Origin of the sequence: Peribacillus saganii (genome assembly GCF_003429095.1) — a bacterium.
GTDB classification, from domain to species: domain Bacteria; phylum Bacillota; class Bacilli; order Bacillales; family DSM-1321; genus Peribacillus; species Peribacillus saganii.
Map to the genome: position 1 here is coordinate 25,528 of NZ_QVTE01000010.1, position 16,666 is coordinate 42,193.

A 16,666-nucleotide genomic window follows, 5' to 3' on the forward strand; every position below is an offset into this window, starting at 1 on the left:
AGAAGGCGCTTTTTGCCTTCCGAAGCGATTCAAGGTTGCGATGGACTTGATCGCAGCACAGGGTTGTGACGGCTCTTGGTCACAACAGAATAAAGTTTCAAACTATACCACCAAATAAAAAAACTGCCCAAAGACATTGTATTGTCTTCGAGCAGTTATATTATCGGAGTTTCATTATGTCGGAAGGCTTTTGGATTCTTTCGCCCTTTCCGGGTACTTGATGATGATGCCTGCAGCGTGGCTCATATGCCTCTGAAGCCCCTACCAAGATAACGGGATCATCAAAGGAGGCTGGAGCCCCATTTATCAGGCGCTGCGTTCTGCTCGCCGGAGAGCCGCAGACCGCACATACCGCCTGTAGCTTGGTCACAGATTCAGCCAGAGACAGAAGGGCGGGCATAGGACCGAATGGTTCTCCGCGGAAATCCTGATCCAAACCGGCAAGTATAACCCGATACCCACTATCCGCAAGATGCTGGGCAACTTCTATAATTTCTTCATCAAAGAATTGAACTTCATCAATTGCAATGATGTCCAACCCTTCCTCAAGATTCGCGAAAATATCAGTCGAAAGGGCAACCGGTTTTGCCATTACAGAATTTCCGTTATGAGAAACAACAGATTCTTCCGCATATCTGTTATCGAGGACCGGTTTAAACACCGCGATGTTTTGTTTAGCAAATTGCGCAAGGCGCACCCGCTTTATCAATTCTTCAGATTTACCGGAAAACATACTGCCGCAGATTACTTCAATCCAGCCGGTTTGTTTCATTACGTACACGAAACGGTCTCTCCCTTCAGAACGCTTATCAATATTAATAGGTCAAAAACCACACTTGCTATTCAATCACACTAAAGCTTCCCTGCTATCAGAAAATTTATCCTTAGCAGCCTATCGGCTTTTATGTAATGTTTGGTTTTTAAATATATCCAAAGAACAAAAAGTGCAAGCGCCCTGGTTAGCCCGGACAAGCATAAGACAAGCGGTGACAGAAGGCGTCTTTTGCCTTCCGAAGGGCTGGGCGCTGGAGCTAGAGTTAGATAAACTACTTCCGTTATCCACAACTCTTAATTTTTATAATTTCCTTAACAAAGAAAAAAACAGGCAAGATAGACTTTACCTTGCCTGTTTTTGCAGTAGTTATTGATATTATTGTTGTTGTTGCTTAATGCCGTATTTTTTGTTGAAACGGTCTACACGTCCGCCAGCCTCAGCGAACTTTTGACGGCCAGTATAGAATGGGTGGCACTCAGAGCAAGTCTCAACGCGTACCTCATTTTTAACAGAACCAGTTTCAAATGTATTACCGCAAGCACAAGTTACAGTAATTTTTTTGTAATTTGGATGAATTCCAGCTTTCATTCTTTTCATCTCCTTCCGCCCTGAATCATTCGAGACAGAGTTATATACTGCAATGCGGGAAACTTGTTCCTCGCAGATTTAATAAGAACACATTGTCTTTATTATAGCGACTGGGACAATGAAATGCAAGTATTTTTCCCAATAGATTGTCAAATGCTTGATCTTTTAAACAGGGGGTAAAAAGCAGTCGCTAGTACTTACGTATTGCTGCGCTTTGCTCCACCGGCTGTTACTGCCTTCATTTCTTCTTCAAGCTTGCTGAAGAAATCTTCATTGCTCTTTGTTTGTTTTAGTTTACGCAAGAACTTCTCAGCAAAATCATGGGTATCTGACATAGTTTTACGGATTGCCCACAGCTTGTCCAGGTGGTCTTTCTGGATAAGAAGCTCTTCTTTCCTTGTGCCGGATCTTCTAATGTCGATAGCAGGGAAGATGCGTCGTTCAGCAAGGGCCCTGTCAAGATGAAGCTCCATATTTCCAGTACCTTTGAATTCTTCATAAATTACATCATCCATACGGGAACCTGTATCCACAAGGGCTGTCGCCAGGATGGTCAGGCTGCCGCCTTCTTCAATATTCCTTGCAGCCCCGAAAAACCGTTTAGGCCTGTGGAATGCTGCAGGATCGATCCCTCCGGAAAGAGTTCTTCCGCTTGGCGGGATAACTAAATTATATGCTCTTGCAAGACGAGTAATGCTGTCCATCAGGATTATCACATCACGCTTATGCTCAACAAGGCGCATGGCACGTTCAAGCACCAATTCAGCTACCTTAATATGATTTTCAGGCACTTCATCAAAGGTAGAGCTTACAACATCCCCTGCAACCGAACGCTCAATATCGGTTACTTCCTCGGGACGTTCATCGATTAAGAGAACGATCAGCTCAGCTTCAGGATGGTTTGTTGTAATGGAATTGGCAATTTCCTTTAACAACATCGTCTTACCTGCTTTAGGCGGTGCAACGATCAATCCACGCTGTCCAAATCCAACAGGAGAAATAACATCCATAATCCGGGTGGATACACTTTTATGTCCTGTTTCAAGCTTGATTTGCCTGTTCGGATATAGTGGCGTCAAGCCTGGGAAATGCACCCGCTCCTTCGCAGATTCAGGATCATCGCCATTTACCGCTTCTACGTGCAAAAGCCCGTAATAACGTTCGTTCTCCTTCGGAGGCCTAACCTTACCGGATACTTTGTCTCCATTCCTTAAATCAAATCTCCGAATTTGGGATGCAGAAATATAAATATCCTCAGAACTTGGAGAATAATTGATTGGACGCAAGAAGCCAAATCCTTCAGACGGAATGATTTCCAGTACACCTTCCATAAACAGAAGGCCATCCTGTTCAGCCTGGGCTTTTAAAATCGCAAATATCAATTCTTTTTTGGAAAGCTTGCTGTAATAGGAAACTTTGTATGTACGTGCATGTTCATACAAATCCTTAAGCTTCATGTTTTCTAAATTAGAAATAGTTAAACTCATTATGACACCACACTTTATAAAATTAAGAAGCAGCATCCATCAAAAATAAGTCTGAATGGATGAAATGGAAAACTCACCCTAGTCCTGGTGGAAAACGGCTATTTTCATATGAAACTAAGAAAGGAATTTTTCATTCTTAAAAAAGTAAAGAAGAAATAATTGAAGGCTTTCTTGGAGTTTAAATGAAGAAAATATAAAAACAAATTTTATTTTACTTTCTTTCAGGTAATTATTCAACTTAAATATTTTAACAAAAAGCGCAGGCGCCCTTCTAGAAAGGAACGTCGACTAAGTTCTGGCACGTCCTGTGCGCAGGGGCTTTATTTTCCTGCGAAAAAAAAGTTGCTGGGAACTGGAGCTAGACATCTTTACTTGATAAAATTGTTTAATTTCTTATCTAGCAGGAAAAAGCGAGCGCCTATTCGCTCGCCCCGCCAGCACCTTCCTTATCAAAATATCCACTTTTAAAGGAATTGAAACACAGGAAGGCTTAATTTATTTAAAAGCAACTAATTTTCAGAAGAATTTTGGCTTAATGAGTTTAACGCATAACAAGATTTGGCTTTTTTTGAAGACTATGCCTTCCATCTATGAACCGGACAGTTCCTGATTTTGCTCGCATGACAAGAGAGTGCGTCTCCCCGTATGTGCCTTTAAACTGAACGCCGCGCAACAGTTCTCCATCTGTAACACCGGTAGCAGCGAATATCGCGTCATCACCCCGGACAAGGTCTTCCATCCTTAATACCCTTTGGACATCTATGCCCATCTTCAGGCAGCGTGCCAGCTCTTCTTCGTTTTGCGGAAGCAGCTTTCCCTGAATTTCACCACCAAGGCATTTCAGTGCTACAGCTGCAAGAACTCCTTCCGGTGCTCCACCCGAACCGAATAAAATGTCGACACCTGTTTGGTCAAAGGCGGTATTGATCGCTCCGGCCACATCGCCATCATTGATCAGTTTTATCCTTGCACCTGCTTCTCGCAGTTCCTTAATAATCTTTTCATGGCGCGGCCTGTTCAAAACAGTGGCGACCACATCCTCAATATCCTTATTTTTCGCCTTCGCTACAGCTTTTAAGTTATCAATTACCGAAGCATTTATATCAATTTGTCCAACTGCTTCAGGACCTACAGCAATTTTATCCATGTACATATCGGGGGCATTCAGGAGATTCCCATGATCGGCAACGGCCAGGACAGCCAGGGCATTCCATCCTCCAGATGCGACAATGTTTGTCCCCTCTAACGGATCAACTGCAACATCTACTCGCGGTCCGTATCCAGTTCCCAGTTTTTCACCGATATAAAGCATAGGTGCCTCATCCATTTCGCCTTCACCAATCACAACGGTACCTTTCATCGGAACCGTGTCGAAGACATCCCGCATAGCGGAAGTAGCCGCACCGTCAGCCTCATTCTTTTTGCCTCTACCCATCCATCGGGCCGATGCAAGGGCAGCACCTTCCGTAACTCGTACAAGCTCCATTGATAAGCTTCTCTCCATATATGTTCCTCCTCAATACACAGCATCACACTATATTCTAATATCCGCTAATAGTGTAACACATTAAAGGAAATATTGTAACATAATAAAATAGCGCCAGAGCTTTTTCTATCAAAATGCTTTCATTCAGACAGGCTGCAACCCAATAATTTAAAGACCTAATTCTTGAGTTGCTCTACTTCTTCCGCTGTCATTTTTTCGCGCCAAATAGTGGCACCTAGTCCATTTAGTTTCTCCACCAAATTGCTGTAGCCTCTGTCGATATGTTCAAGGCCAGTTACTTCCGTAAGCCCTTCTGCCATCAAACCCGCCACCACCAGGGCCGCTCCCGCTCTAAGGTCGCTGGCTTTTACCTTTGCTCCCTGGAGCTGGGATGGGCCATTGATAATGGCAGACCTTCCCTCTACTTTAATATTGGCGTTCATGCGGCGGAGCTCATCGATATGTTTAAAGCGGGCACCATAAATCGTGTCAGTTACAACACTTGAACCAGAAGCTTTTGTGAGCAATGAGGTGAATGGCTGCTGTAAATCCGTAGGAAACCCTGGGTAAACCAGAGTCTTAATATCAACAGCTTTAAATTTGGAGCCAGGGGAAACAAATATCTGGTCATCTCCAGTTTCAACATTTACTCCCATTTCCCTAAGCTTCGCAGTAACAGATTCCAAGTGTTGTGGAATGACATTGTCAACTACAATGCCTTCACCAACAGCTGCAGCAAGAATCATAAACGTGCCAGCCTCAATACGGTCAGGAATAATGGTGTGCCGGCAGCCATGGAGATGTTCCACACCATCTATACGGATGATATCAGTACCCGCACCTTTAATATTAGCTCCCATATTTGTCAGCAACGTTGCAACATCTATTATTTCTGGCTCCTTTGCTGCATTCTCGATGATTGTCCTGCCTTTTGCCTTAACGGCAGCAAGCATAATGTTAATTGTTGCCCCAACACTTACGACATCCAGATAAATACGCGCACCTCTTAGCTCGTCCGCTCGAAGGTAAATAGCTCCCTGTTCGTTTGTGATCTGTGCCCCAAGTGCTTCGAATCCTTTGATATGCTGGTCAATCGGGCGAGGCCCTAAATGGCAACCGCCTGGTAGGCCAATTACCGCTTTTTTGAATCTGCCAAGCATGGCCCCCATTAAATAATAAGAGGCTCTCAATTTTTTAACACGGCCATTTGGAAGCGGCATTGATATCATCCGGCTAGGATCAACGGACATTTCATCGCCATCAAGTGATACTGTTCCGCCAATTTCCTCCAAAAGCCCCTTTAGAATTTCAACATCAGAAATAATAGGGAGTCCTTCAATTTTAACGGGAGAATCAGCCAGAATTGTTGCAGGAATCAGCGCTACCGCACTATTTTTAGCACCGCTTACACGAATGCTTCCCTTTAATGGGTATCCGCCGGAAATTTTAAGTTTTTCCATAACAAACTCCCTTCCACGCAAAGCAGTTTAGAGTATATTTCAATAAATACCTTTTAAGGTATTATTTCCCAATAAAAGGCATCATATTTTCGACATGTTTCCTATCTATTTTTATAGTTTACACAAAAATGTGAAAGTCATGTAGAAATATGGAAAAAAAATAAAAATAGGTCATAGGTAACACAAATCCCATAATAAGGAACGGCAATTATAGGATAGGAGGCTGCAATGTAATTACAGCCTCCTCCTAATTCATTTTATTATTTACGCTGAAAGAAGCTGCGGCACGAGTTCCTTGCGCTAGATCTGTACATAAAACTACTCTTTTACACTGCGTATGCGTGGAAACTATCTTTCAGGGTGCACTTAAGATTCTGATCTCGACTTCCAGTCTGCCAGGAAGGCTTCGATGCCTTTTTCCGTGAGCGGATGATTGAACAGCTGCAGGATGACTTTATAAGGAATAGTTGCTATATGAGCCCCTTTTAATGCTGCTTCCGTCACGTGCATTGGATGGCGGATAGAGGCCGCGATAATTTCCGACTCAATTCCGTGGATTGCAAAAATATCTGCAATATCAGAAATAAGCTGAAGGCCGTTAAAGCCTATATCATCCAATCTTCCAAGGAACGGGGAGACATATGTGGCTCCAGCTCTTGCAGCAAGCAGAGCCTGGTTGGCACTAAAAATAAGAGTGACATTCGTTTTAATTCCATCTTTAGTCAAGGCTGCAACAGTTTTTAATCCATCGGGAGTCATTGGTACCTTAATAGTAATGTTTGGAGCGATCTCTGCCAGCTCCCTTGCCTCTTTCATCATGCCCTCATGGTCGAGAGAAATAACTTCAGCACTGACCGAGTCTTTTACAAGTGAAGTGATTTCTCTTAAGCGATCATGGAAAGATACACCCTTTTCCTTTGCCACCAAAGAAGGATTTGTTGTTACCCCTGCTAAAATTCCTAAAGCGTGTGCTTCGCGGATCTCATCCATATTTGCCGTATCAATAAAAAATTTCATCCTAATTCCTCCACTCCACCTATTATTTAAATATTCTATAAAATGCAAGTAAAATGAAACCGCCTCATTAGGCGGTTTCCATATTTCTTTTTATAATAATTAAGCTTTTCCAGCAGAGCCGAATTCACGGATCTTTCCAATAACAGTGTCTTTAATTGCGTCACGGCCTGGCCCGATGTATTTACGCGGATCGTACACTTCCGAATTGCTGTTTAATACTTCACGGACTGCGTTTGTGAAGGCAATTTGGTTTTCAGTGTTTACATTGATTTTAGAAGTTCCCAAAGAAATAGCCCTATCGATATCAGCTTTTGGAATTCCAGTTCCTCCATGAAGAACTAGCGGTATGTTTGTTAGATCGCGTACTTCTTCCATTTCTTTGAAACCTAGGTTAGGCTCCCCTTTGTATGGTCCATGAACAGAGCCCAGTGCAGGTGCGAAGCAGTCAACTCCTGTGCGTTTGACCAATTCTTCACATTCTTTCGGATCAGCATAAATAACGCCATCTGCAATTACATCATCTTCCTGACCGCCAACCACACCAAGCTCTGCCTCTACAGAAACACCTTTTGAGTGTGCAAACTCGACAACCTTTGAAGTAGTTTCAATGTTTTCTTCTAATGGATGGTGAGAAGCATCAATCATAACTGATGTGAAACCAGCCTCAATCGCTTCCTTGCACTTATCGAAGCTAGAACCATGATCCAAATGAATGGCAACAGGCACTGTAATTTTCATGTCTTCCAACAGGCCTTGCACCATCATAACAGTGGTCTTGAAACCGCCCATATGACGTGCTGCACCTTCTGAAACTCCAAGGATTACAGGGGATTTCTCCTGTTCTGCAGCCGCTAGAATAGCCTGAGTCCATTCCAGGTTATTGATGTTAAATTGGCCGACCGCATATTTGCCTTCCAATGCTTGATTTAGCATGTCTTTCATTGATACTAAAGGCATGTTCGTTCCTCCTTATAGTGGATAATGCTCTGCAAATCGCAGTATCTCTTTTAGAATAATCCCTCAAAAATAAGACTGCTATACACCAGTCTAAGAAGAGGTTATGTAATTCACCTTTAGCATATCAGTACAAGAAAGAATCGGCAAGAATTTCACTTATTTGAAATGAATTTGGAATTTACGAGAATTATGCAGAAGTAGAGTAGTTATCCCATTCCGAATGGATTTCCCTATGATAATCTTCTTACTGCTCCTGTGGCTAAAAAAAAATCCCCATTAACGCAAAATCAGTCCGTTTGAACAGTCAGATACTCTCTCACTGCTTTCCTGATATCATCAATATCAAACGGCTTGGCAAAATGGGTCATGGCTCCAAGGTCCTTTGCCTCCTGAATCATATCAAGCTCGCCGTAAGCAGTCATAATGATGACCCTTATATCCGGATCCAGTTTCTTCATTCTCTTTAGTATTTCGATGCCATCCATGCCCGGTATTTTCATATCAAGCAGGACCAGATCCGGAGAATGGTCAGTAACCACGCTTAATGCCTGTACCCCGTTTGCTGCCTGGAACGTTTTATAACCCTCTTTCTGGAGGACTTCATTTAATAAAATCCTGATACCAAACTGATCATCTACGATTAAGATCTTTTGTTCCATTCTCGTTATTTTCCCCCTTCTTGACTCGTTATTATTATCCATTTTCTTTTGTAATCTTCTATACCCGTTTCCCTTTTATTGGCATCAGCCTCTAAAGGGGAAATTTCTCTATAATTTTTTAATAAGCTCTACTAGAGCTTCATGTGCTTACATATTCGTTCCGACATCCTTATTATCCTTCTTTATCACCGCCAGTTTTCAGATATTTTCCTTTAATTGTTATAATTCGAATAAAAAGGTGGCTCATTAGCTTAGAAATCAGCTTTGTTTTATAATAAATCTGTTTATACCCACATTGATAAAGGAGCCTTTTTTATGTTGAAAATGTTTTCCACACAGCTAACTGGTCTGTTTAAAAGGATTTCTGATAAAGAAGAGATGGCAATCGAGGATGGAGCTCGTCTGCTGGCCCAAGCGGCATTAGGAGAAGGAATCCTCTATATCCATGGGGTTGCAGAGATGGAAGGAGTAGCATTGGAAGCTATCCTTGGTGCTGAACCCTTGGTACCCAATGCTCATTTGCTGATTAATGATAACGAGATCGCACATACTGAATCTTCTGACCGGGTTATTTTAATTTCCCGGGATGCAAATGACCATACCGCTCTAGAGATTGCCAGGAAATTATATGATGTGAATACACCTTTTATTGCAGTAAGCAGCCATCAATCTTCTGAAGAACCAAATCTTGCAACAATGGCCGATGTATTTATCGACCTCCAGCTTGTTAAAGGCCTTATCCCTGACGAAGAGGGGAACCGGATTGGACTGCCATATTTAATGGCCGCTCTATTTATATTTTATGGATTAAAGTTTACCCTGACGGAAATTTTACATGAGTATAATGAAGATTAGATAAATTACGGTAAAAAACCTTGTCACGGGAATCTATGACAAGGTTTTTTGATGTTATTTAATTGTTGCTTACCTTTAATGACGCCTCAACGAAGTCGCGGAACAGCGGCTGCGGGCGAGTTGGCCTTGAAGTAAATTCAGGATGGAATTGGCAGGCCACAAACCATGGATGATCTTTCAGCTCGATGATTTCTACCAAGCGGCCATCCGGGCTTGTTCCTGAAAAGATAAAGCCCTTTGCTTCCATAGCCTGGCGGAAATGGTTATTAAACTCGTAACGGTGGCGATGGCGTTCATACACCACTTCGTCGTTGTAAGCACTATGGGCTTTTGTTCCTTCAACCAATTTACAAGGGTAAAGGCCAAGTCTCAGCGTACCTCCCAGATCCTCGACATCCTTCTGCTCCGGAAGCAGGTCGATGATCGGATATGGTGTTTCTATGTTAATTTCAGCAGAATGGGCACCGTCCAGCCCTAAAACATTTCGGGCATATTCTACTGAGGCCAGCTGCATTCCAAGACAGATACCGAAGAATGGGATCTTATTAACCCTTGCATACTCAGTTGTTGCAATTTTCCCTTCGATTCCGCGATCTCCAAAACCTCCCGGAACAAGGATCCCATCAACATCACTAAGAAGCTCATTAACGTTTTCACGGTTAACCTCTTCAGAATTGACCCATTTAATCTCGATTTCTGAATCAAATGCATATCCGGCATGCTTTAAAGCTTCTGCGACGGAAATGTAGGCATCCTGAAGCTCAACATACTTCCCAACCAGAGCGATTCGAGTTTTATTGGAAAGGCTCGTTACTTTTTCAACCAGTGCTTTCCACTCAGTCATTTCGGCTGTTCCACAGTCAAGTTTTAAATGGTCGCAAACAATCTGATCGAACTTCTGATCCTGTAGTGCTAAAGGAATTGAATATAGTGTGTCCGCATCCTGACACTCAATTACAGCTTTTGTATCAATATCACAGAATAGCGCAATTTTATCCTTCATATCCTGAGAGATCGGCATTTCAGTACGCACCACAATTACATTTGGCTGAATACCGAGACTGCGGAGCTCTTTAACACTGTGCTGTGTTGGTTTTGTTTTCATCTCGCCTGCCGCTTTAATATAAGGCACAAGCGTACAATGGATATACATCACATTGTCACGGCCAATGTCGCTTTTAATTTGGCGGATAGCTTCCAGGAAAGGAAGCGATTCAATATCACCGACTGTTCCGCCAATTTCGGTAATGACCACATCCGCATTCGTTTCACGCCCTGCGCGGAAAACGCGCTCTTTAATTTCATTTGTTATATGGGGGATAACCTGTACTGTTCCGCCAAGATAGTCGCCGCGGCGTTCTTTGCGCAGTACAGTTGAATAAATTTTACCTGTCGTCACATTGCTGTGCTTTCCAAGATTTATATCGATGAAGCGCTCATAGTGGCCCAAATCCAGGTCTGTTTCAGCACCATCATCCGTAACGAAAACCTCACCATGCTGATAAGGGCTCATTGTTCCTGGATCAAGGTTGATATACGGATCAAACTTTTGAATAGTCACATTCATCCCGCGGTTTTTTAATAATCTTCCTAAAGAAGCTGCCACAATCCCTTTTCCAAGAGATGATACAACGCCTCCAGTGACAAAAATATACTTAGTCATAATTGGTTTTTCCCCCTCTTTTTAAAAAATCTGCCCTTAAGTACATAATTTTGTTTTAGCAGATTTATTTTTACCTGTTAGTCAGGTCTTTATTAGAAAACTCAGCGATTGTCGAAAACAGAAGTCCAAAATAAAAGCAGCCAGAATGGAAGCTGTATACCTTTATGCTTTTTGGACAGGATACATATCCAGCATGATTACTGCTTTAAAACCGCAGATTAAAACAGGTTGGATGCCGAAAGCTTTTTAATTAAATCCTGAGTGCTAAATGTGTAAGCGCCCTGGTTTAATCGTTTAAAACTTTCTTTTTTGAAAAATAAAAACGCCCCTCTTACATCAAAGTAAGGGAGCGTTAAAAATTAAAATAACGTTGTCCTTTTTAAAGGAGCCCAAAAAGTATTCTACAAATTAAGCACTAAAATGTCAAGAAAGATTACAGATCATCTTTGTCTTCTTCAAAGTCATCCTCATCTTCTTCCTCTTCCTCATCCTCATCCGTGAGCAGTTCGTCATCGTCGATTATTTCTTCATCGAAGTCATCATCTTCGTCAACTTCATCTTCATCATCTTCATCCACTTCATCCACATCATCAAGCAATTCATCGTCAGTGTCATCGAGAAGTTCATCATCCTCGTCAAAATCGTCGAAGTCAAGGTCTTCATCTTCCAGATCATCCAGATCGTCGTCAGCAGCCTTCTTCGACTTTTTCTTCTTCGGTTTGACTGCAGTATGGACAACTTCTTCCTCAATTTGGTCGACTGGGTACCAAGTTTTCAAACCCCAGCGATTTTCGCCAAGAGAAGTGAAGCGGCCATCAACATTTAAATCTGTATAAAATTGAGGAAGCTTTCTTTTAATCTCATCTTCTGTTACACCTTGAAGAGCTGCGATTTCACCCACTAACTCGTTAAAAGAATAAGGCTGTTTATTATTTATTAGCAATTCGTATGCAATTTCTATCATGGACATTTCTACGAGCTGTTCTTTAGAAAAATTTTGTAAACTCAACACTTGCACTTCCTTTCCTTTTTCAAACCTTCTATAAAAGATGATGCCTATGTAAAAGCACGGCAAAACAGATTGCCGATAACTCCAGTTGCTTTGCCGGATATTACCCATTATAAACAATATAAATGGGTTTATGCCAGTTCTATCTGGCGAGCATTACTGCTTTTTCACTAATCTTTTCTTTTTCGCCTTTGTGTAAATGCGAGAATAAAAAAGAAGATTGAAAGCAAAAGGAATCCAACTGCTCCCAAAGCATGCTGATAAAGAACATAAAACAAGACAAGAGCAGCAGCACAAGAAATAATTTGTATAACCCGTATTTTAGTCATTTATCCATCTCCTGGGAATTCACTTAGAAGTTTAGCAATCGGGATAAATTGGCAATGGAGCAAGTGCTGGTTTTCCCGAAACAGAATAGAAGTATCCATACGAGTCTCCGAACGAGTGCACCAGTCAAATACTTATTATTACCCCTTTATCCACTTATTATAAGTAAAAGTTTTTGCTTTGGCTTTACTTTTTTGCAAGGTTACGTTTGTTTAGTGAAAAACTCTTATTCTCATGAATTTCGTTCCTATATAGATAATTGTTAGAAAATAAAAGGGCCATCCCATGAATTTTTTCCGCGGATAGCCCTTCAATCTCAGTTCTAAAAACAGTTTTCACTCACATCAACGAACAACAGATATCTTTATATATTACATATTTCTTCTATACTGTCCGCCAACCTCATATAATGCGCGGGTGATCTGTCCCAGACTGGCGTACTTTACGCATTCCATCAGCTCAGCAAAAATATTGCCGCCACTTACAGCCGCTGCTTTTAAGGAATTAATCGCTTCCACACTGCAGTTTTTATTCTTTTCCTGAAATTCACGCAGATTAGCAATTTGAAGTTCTTTTTCTTCCTTCGTCGCTCGTGCGATTTCCATGCTGTTGACTTCATCTTCCGAAGGCGGGTTGGGATTTAAATATGTGTTAACCCCAATAATCGGCAACTCACCGGAATGTTTTTTCATTTCATAGTACATCGATTCATCCTGAATTTTGCCCCGCTGGTATTGGGTCTCCATCGCACCCAGCACTCCACCGCGGTCATCAATCCGTTCAAATTCCTGAAGCACAGCTTCCTCCACCATGTCTGTCAATTCTTCCATTATGAAAGATCCTTGGAGCGGATTTTCATTTTTCGATAGACCATGTTCTTTTGTAATAATCATCTGGATGGCCATGGCCCGACGCACAGATTCCTCAGTCGGGGTGGTAATTGCTTCGTCATATGCATTTGTATGCAATGAATTACAGTTATCCTGGAGGGCCATCAAAGCCTGCAGAGTCGTCCTGATATCATTGAAATCAATTTCCTGCGCATGCAAGGATCTTCCTGATGTTTGGACATGATACTTCAGCTTTTGGCTCCGCTCATTTGCCCCATATTTTTCTCTCATCACAGTTGCCCAAATTCTTCGGGCAACGCGGCCAATCACGGTATATTCCGGATCCAGGCCGTTTGAGAAGAAGAAGGATAAGTTAGGAGCGAAATCATCTATCTTCATGCCTCTGCTCAAATAGTATTCCACATAAGTGAACCCGTTTGAGAGGGTGAAAGCAAGCTGGGAAATCGGATTAGCTCCCGCTTCAGCAATATGGTAGCCGGAAATCGAAACAGAATAATAGTTCCTTACTTTGTTTTTAATAAAATATTCCTGAATGTCCCCCATCATCCTTAAAGCGAATTCAGTAGAGAAAATGCACGTATTCTGGCCCTGGTCTTCTTTTAAAATATCAGCCTGCACTGTACCTCTTACAGTCTGAAGGGTCATGGACTTTACCTCAGTGAACTCTTCAGGAGTAAGCATGCGTCCCAATTCCGTTTCTTTCTTCTCGATTTGCTGGTCGATTGCCGTATTCATGTACATAGCTAATATGATTGGCGCAGGCCCGTTAATCGTCATTGAAACGGAAGTGGACGGATGAATGAGATCGAAGCCGGCATAAAGCTTTTTCATATCGTCCAGCGTACAAATATTCACACCGCTTTCGCCAACTTTCCCATAAATGTCAGGGCGGTAATCAGGATCCTCCCCGTAAAGGGTAACAGAGTCAAAAGCAGTACTCAGACGCTTGGCATCATCGTCCTTGGACAGATAATGGAAGCGGCGGTTTGTACGGTCAGGCGAACCCTCGCCAGCAAATTGCCGCTTCGGATCCTCTCCCTCCCGTTTGAACGGAAATACACCGGCCGTGTAAGGGAAATGCCCAGGCACGTTTTCACGATATACCCATCTTAAAATTTCCCCGTAATCAGCATATTTCGGCATAGAAATTTTCGGGATATCAAGCCCTGACAAACTCTTTGTCTTTAATACAGTCAAAATCTCTTTATCCCGAATTTTCGTAACAAATTGTTCTCCCGAGTATTTTTCTTTAAACTCATCCCATCCTGCGAGAATTTTTCGTGATTCCTCGGATTGCTTTGCTTCTGTTTCATTCCTCAAGGTTTGGAGCGATGCTAAAACCTGTTCGTCTTTCCCTTGTTCCTTGACTGCAGCAATTGCACCGTCAAGCTGGAACAGCCTGCGGGCCAGCTGAACCTGTTCTTCTGCATTCTTATGGTAATTCCGGACCGTATCCGTAATTTCCCTCATGTAATAACGGCGGTCACTCGGAATAATAACGTTTTGTTTTTCCACTATCGCATCGCGTGAGAAGGATGTCTTCCAATCTTTGTTTGCTTTTTCATTGATTTTTTCAACCAAGGCAGCAAATAAAGCATTGGTTCCCGGGTCATTAAATTGAGAGGCAATCGTTCCGTATACAGGCATTTCAGAGGAATCGCGGTCGAACATCATATGGGAACGCTGGTATTGTTTTTGAACCTGGCGTTTGGCATCCTCGGAACCTTTACGTTCGAATTTGTTAATAACGATCAGGTCGGCAAAATCAATCATATCTATTTTTTCAAGCTGGGAAGGAGCACCGAATTCACTTGTCATGACATACAGGCTGATATCACATATTTCGGTAATCTCGGCATCCCCCTGGCCGATTCCGCTTGTTTCCACAATAATTAAGTCAAAATCTGCTGCTTTTACAACTGAAATAGCATCCTTTATTGCCAGTGACAGTTCACTTTTTGACAGCCTTGTTGCCAGGCTTCTCATATAAACCCGATTATTGAAAATCGCATTCATCCGGATGCGGTCACCAAGCAGAGCGCCACCGGTCTTTTGTTTGGTCGGGTCAACAGAAAGTACAGCCAGCTTTTTGTCCGGTATTTCATTAAGGAACCGGCGGATCAGTTCATCTGTCAGCGAGCTTTTTCCTGCACCTCCAGTTCCGGTAATTCCGATAACTGGCACCTTTTTTTCCTGGGTTTTAATTTGTTTAAGGAGCGTTTCTACTGCGGCAGCAGTCTCTGATGAGGAATCTAGCCGGTTTTCAGCAAAAGTTATGAATTGGGCTATAACCCCCGTCTTGCCCCCCTTAAGGTCATCCAGCTTTTCCTGAAGCGTCGGCTGGACTGTCGAAAAATCACATTCCTTTATCATCAGGTCTATCATTCCCTGAAGGCCATTAACCCTGCCGTCCTCCGGTGAAAAAATGCGGGCAATTCCGTACTCATGGAGCTCTTTTATTTCGCGGGGAATAATGACCCCTCCACCCCCGCCGTAAATGCGGATGTGGGAGGCCCCCCTTTCCTTCAGAAGGTCGTACATATATTTAAAGTACTCCATATGACCACCCTGATAAGAAGAAATGGCAATTCCCTGTACATCCTCCTGAATCGCTGCATTGACAACTTCTTCTACGGATCGGTTATGCCCTAGGTGGATAACTTCAGCCCCGCTTGACTGCATAATGCGTCTCATTATATTAATGGACGCATCATGACCATCAAAAAGGCTTGATGCTGTAACAAAACGAATATGGTTTTTTGGTTTATAAACCTGGGTCGTACTCATTTCTGCGCCCCCTATTCCATAGTAGCCGTGCTGACTGTCTTTATCGCAAGCCCTTTAATCAATAATTCAGTCTGCAGATCAATAAATTCCTCAAGACTGTATATCTTTTGCAATGACCATCTGCGGAAGCCCCACATCTGTCCTTGGACAACAATGTTATGTGCAGCCAGCCGGATGTAAGGTTCAGATAAATTTAATTCTCCATTATTAACACAACGGCTAATCAAATGCTCAAACATGGATACCATTTCGAGCTCTTTCTTCAATACATATGGCAATGCATCCTTTGTTAAGGATTTTAGCTCCTGATACATGACTAATACCTCATCCTGCATTTCGTCCATTACTTTGAAGTAATAGGCAACCGCCAGCTTCAGGCTTTCCAGTGTCCCTTCCTGCGAGGGAATATCCTTTTCGAGCCGATCCTTTACTTCGTCATAAATACTGTCACACACGAGATACAGGACGTCTTCCTTTGTACGGATGTATTCATAGAGCGTACCGATGCTGAAGCCCGCTGCTTTAGCGATTTCCCGGGTGGTCGTACGATGGAAGCCTTTTTCTATAAAAAGTGTGACAGCACCCTTAATCATTTGATTCCGTCTCTTTTTAACAAGCCGTTCATCTTTTACAGATGCGTGTACCTCTCTTTTTTTCATACGTCACCGCCTTTTAAGAAAAGCGCAATCGCCCTGGCTAAGGAAGAACAGCTAAAACTGCCACCTTCTTTGGCAACACCGGCACT

Annotated in this window: 14 protein-coding genes; 1 reads left to right on the forward strand and 13 read right to left on the reverse strand. The window is 42.5% G+C overall.

Features of this window, described 5'->3' with window-relative positions; genetic code table 11:
* Positions 1 to 160 precede the first annotated feature (160 nt).
* The 8 genes from D0469_RS04620 to D0469_RS04655 all read right to left on the reverse strand — a co-directional run bounded on the left by D0469_RS04620 (position 161) and on the right by D0469_RS04655 (position 8,429).
* The gene (locus tag D0469_RS04620) at positions 161 to 781 is read right to left on the reverse strand and encodes a thymidine kinase (protein ID WP_117325476.1); all 621 of its coding nucleotides are present in this window, start codon (positions 779 to 781) and stop codon (positions 161 to 163) included.
* Between the two features lie 369 nt (positions 782 to 1,150).
* Positions 1,151 to 1,363 carry a 50S ribosomal protein L31 gene (gene rpmE / locus D0469_RS04625; protein ID WP_101591604.1) on the reverse strand — a complete coding sequence of 71 codons (213 nt, stop codon included), beginning with the start codon at positions 1,361 to 1,363 and terminating at the stop codon, positions 1,151 to 1,153.
* Between the two features lie 197 nt (positions 1,364 to 1,560).
* Positions 1,561 to 2,850 (reverse strand): transcription termination factor Rho, encoded by a 1,290-nt coding sequence (gene rho, locus D0469_RS04630; RefSeq protein WP_117325477.1) that lies wholly within the window; start codon positions 2,848 to 2,850, stop codon positions 1,561 to 1,563.
* Between the two features lie 541 nt (positions 2,851 to 3,391).
* Positions 3,392 to 4,354 carry a class II fructose-bisphosphatase gene (gene glpX / locus D0469_RS04635; protein WP_117325478.1) on the reverse strand — a complete coding sequence of 321 codons (963 nt, stop codon included), beginning with the start codon at positions 4,352 to 4,354 and terminating at the stop codon, positions 3,392 to 3,394.
* A gap of 158 nt (positions 4,355 to 4,512) precedes the next feature.
* Positions 4,513 to 5,796 (reverse strand): UDP-N-acetylglucosamine 1-carboxyvinyltransferase, encoded by a 1,284-nt coding sequence (locus D0469_RS04640; protein ID WP_117325479.1) that lies wholly within the window; start codon positions 5,794 to 5,796, stop codon positions 4,513 to 4,515.
* A 366-nt stretch (positions 5,797 to 6,162) separates the two neighbouring features.
* Positions 6,163 to 6,813, reverse strand: coding sequence for a fructose-6-phosphate aldolase (gene fsa / locus D0469_RS04645; protein ID WP_117325480.1), 651 nt, complete (start codon positions 6,811 to 6,813; stop codon positions 6,163 to 6,165).
* Positions 6,814 to 6,912: 99 nt separating this feature from the next.
* Positions 6,913 to 7,770, reverse strand: coding sequence for a class II fructose-bisphosphate aldolase (locus tag D0469_RS04650; RefSeq protein WP_117325481.1), 858 nt, complete (start codon positions 7,768 to 7,770; stop codon positions 6,913 to 6,915).
* 287 nt (positions 7,771 to 8,057) lie between these two features.
* A complete protein-coding gene (locus D0469_RS04655; RefSeq protein ID WP_117325482.1) occupies positions 8,058 to 8,429 on the reverse strand; it encodes a response regulator in 372 nt (123 codons plus the stop codon).
* 315 nt (positions 8,430 to 8,744) lie between these two features.
* Between D0469_RS04655 and D0469_RS04660 the strand changes: the two genes are divergently transcribed.
* Positions 8,745 to 9,284, forward strand: a complete 540-nt coding sequence (locus tag D0469_RS04660; RefSeq protein WP_117325483.1) for a DUF2529 family protein — start codon at positions 8,745 to 8,747, stop codon at positions 9,282 to 9,284.
* A gap of 58 nt (positions 9,285 to 9,342) precedes the next feature.
* Here D0469_RS04660 and D0469_RS04665 read toward each other — a convergent pair whose 3' ends face one another.
* The 5 genes from D0469_RS04665 to D0469_RS04680 form a co-directional block, all read right to left on the reverse strand.
* A complete protein-coding gene (locus D0469_RS04665) occupies positions 9,343 to 10,947 on the reverse strand; it encodes a CTP synthase (protein ID WP_117325484.1) in 1,605 nt (534 codons plus the stop codon).
* A 433-nt stretch (positions 10,948 to 11,380) separates the two neighbouring features.
* Positions 11,381 to 11,956, reverse strand: a complete 576-nt coding sequence (gene rpoE, locus D0469_RS04670; protein ID WP_117325485.1) for a DNA-directed RNA polymerase subunit delta — start codon at positions 11,954 to 11,956, stop codon at positions 11,381 to 11,383.
* 170 nt (positions 11,957 to 12,126) lie between these two features.
* Complete coding sequence (locus D0469_RS20965) at positions 12,127 to 12,285, reverse strand: hypothetical protein (protein ID WP_158553349.1); 159 nt, start codon at positions 12,283 to 12,285, stop codon at positions 12,127 to 12,129.
* A 369-nt stretch (positions 12,286 to 12,654) separates the two neighbouring features.
* Positions 12,655 to 15,921, reverse strand: coding sequence for a fused isobutyryl-CoA mutase/GTPase IcmF (gene icmF, locus D0469_RS04675; protein WP_117325486.1), 3,267 nt, complete (start codon positions 15,919 to 15,921; stop codon positions 12,655 to 12,657).
* Positions 15,922 to 15,932: 11 nt separating this feature from the next.
* A complete protein-coding gene (locus D0469_RS04680) occupies positions 15,933 to 16,580 on the reverse strand; it encodes a TetR/AcrR family transcriptional regulator (RefSeq protein ID WP_117325487.1) in 648 nt (215 codons plus the stop codon).
* Positions 16,581 to 16,666: the final 86 nt, after the last annotated feature.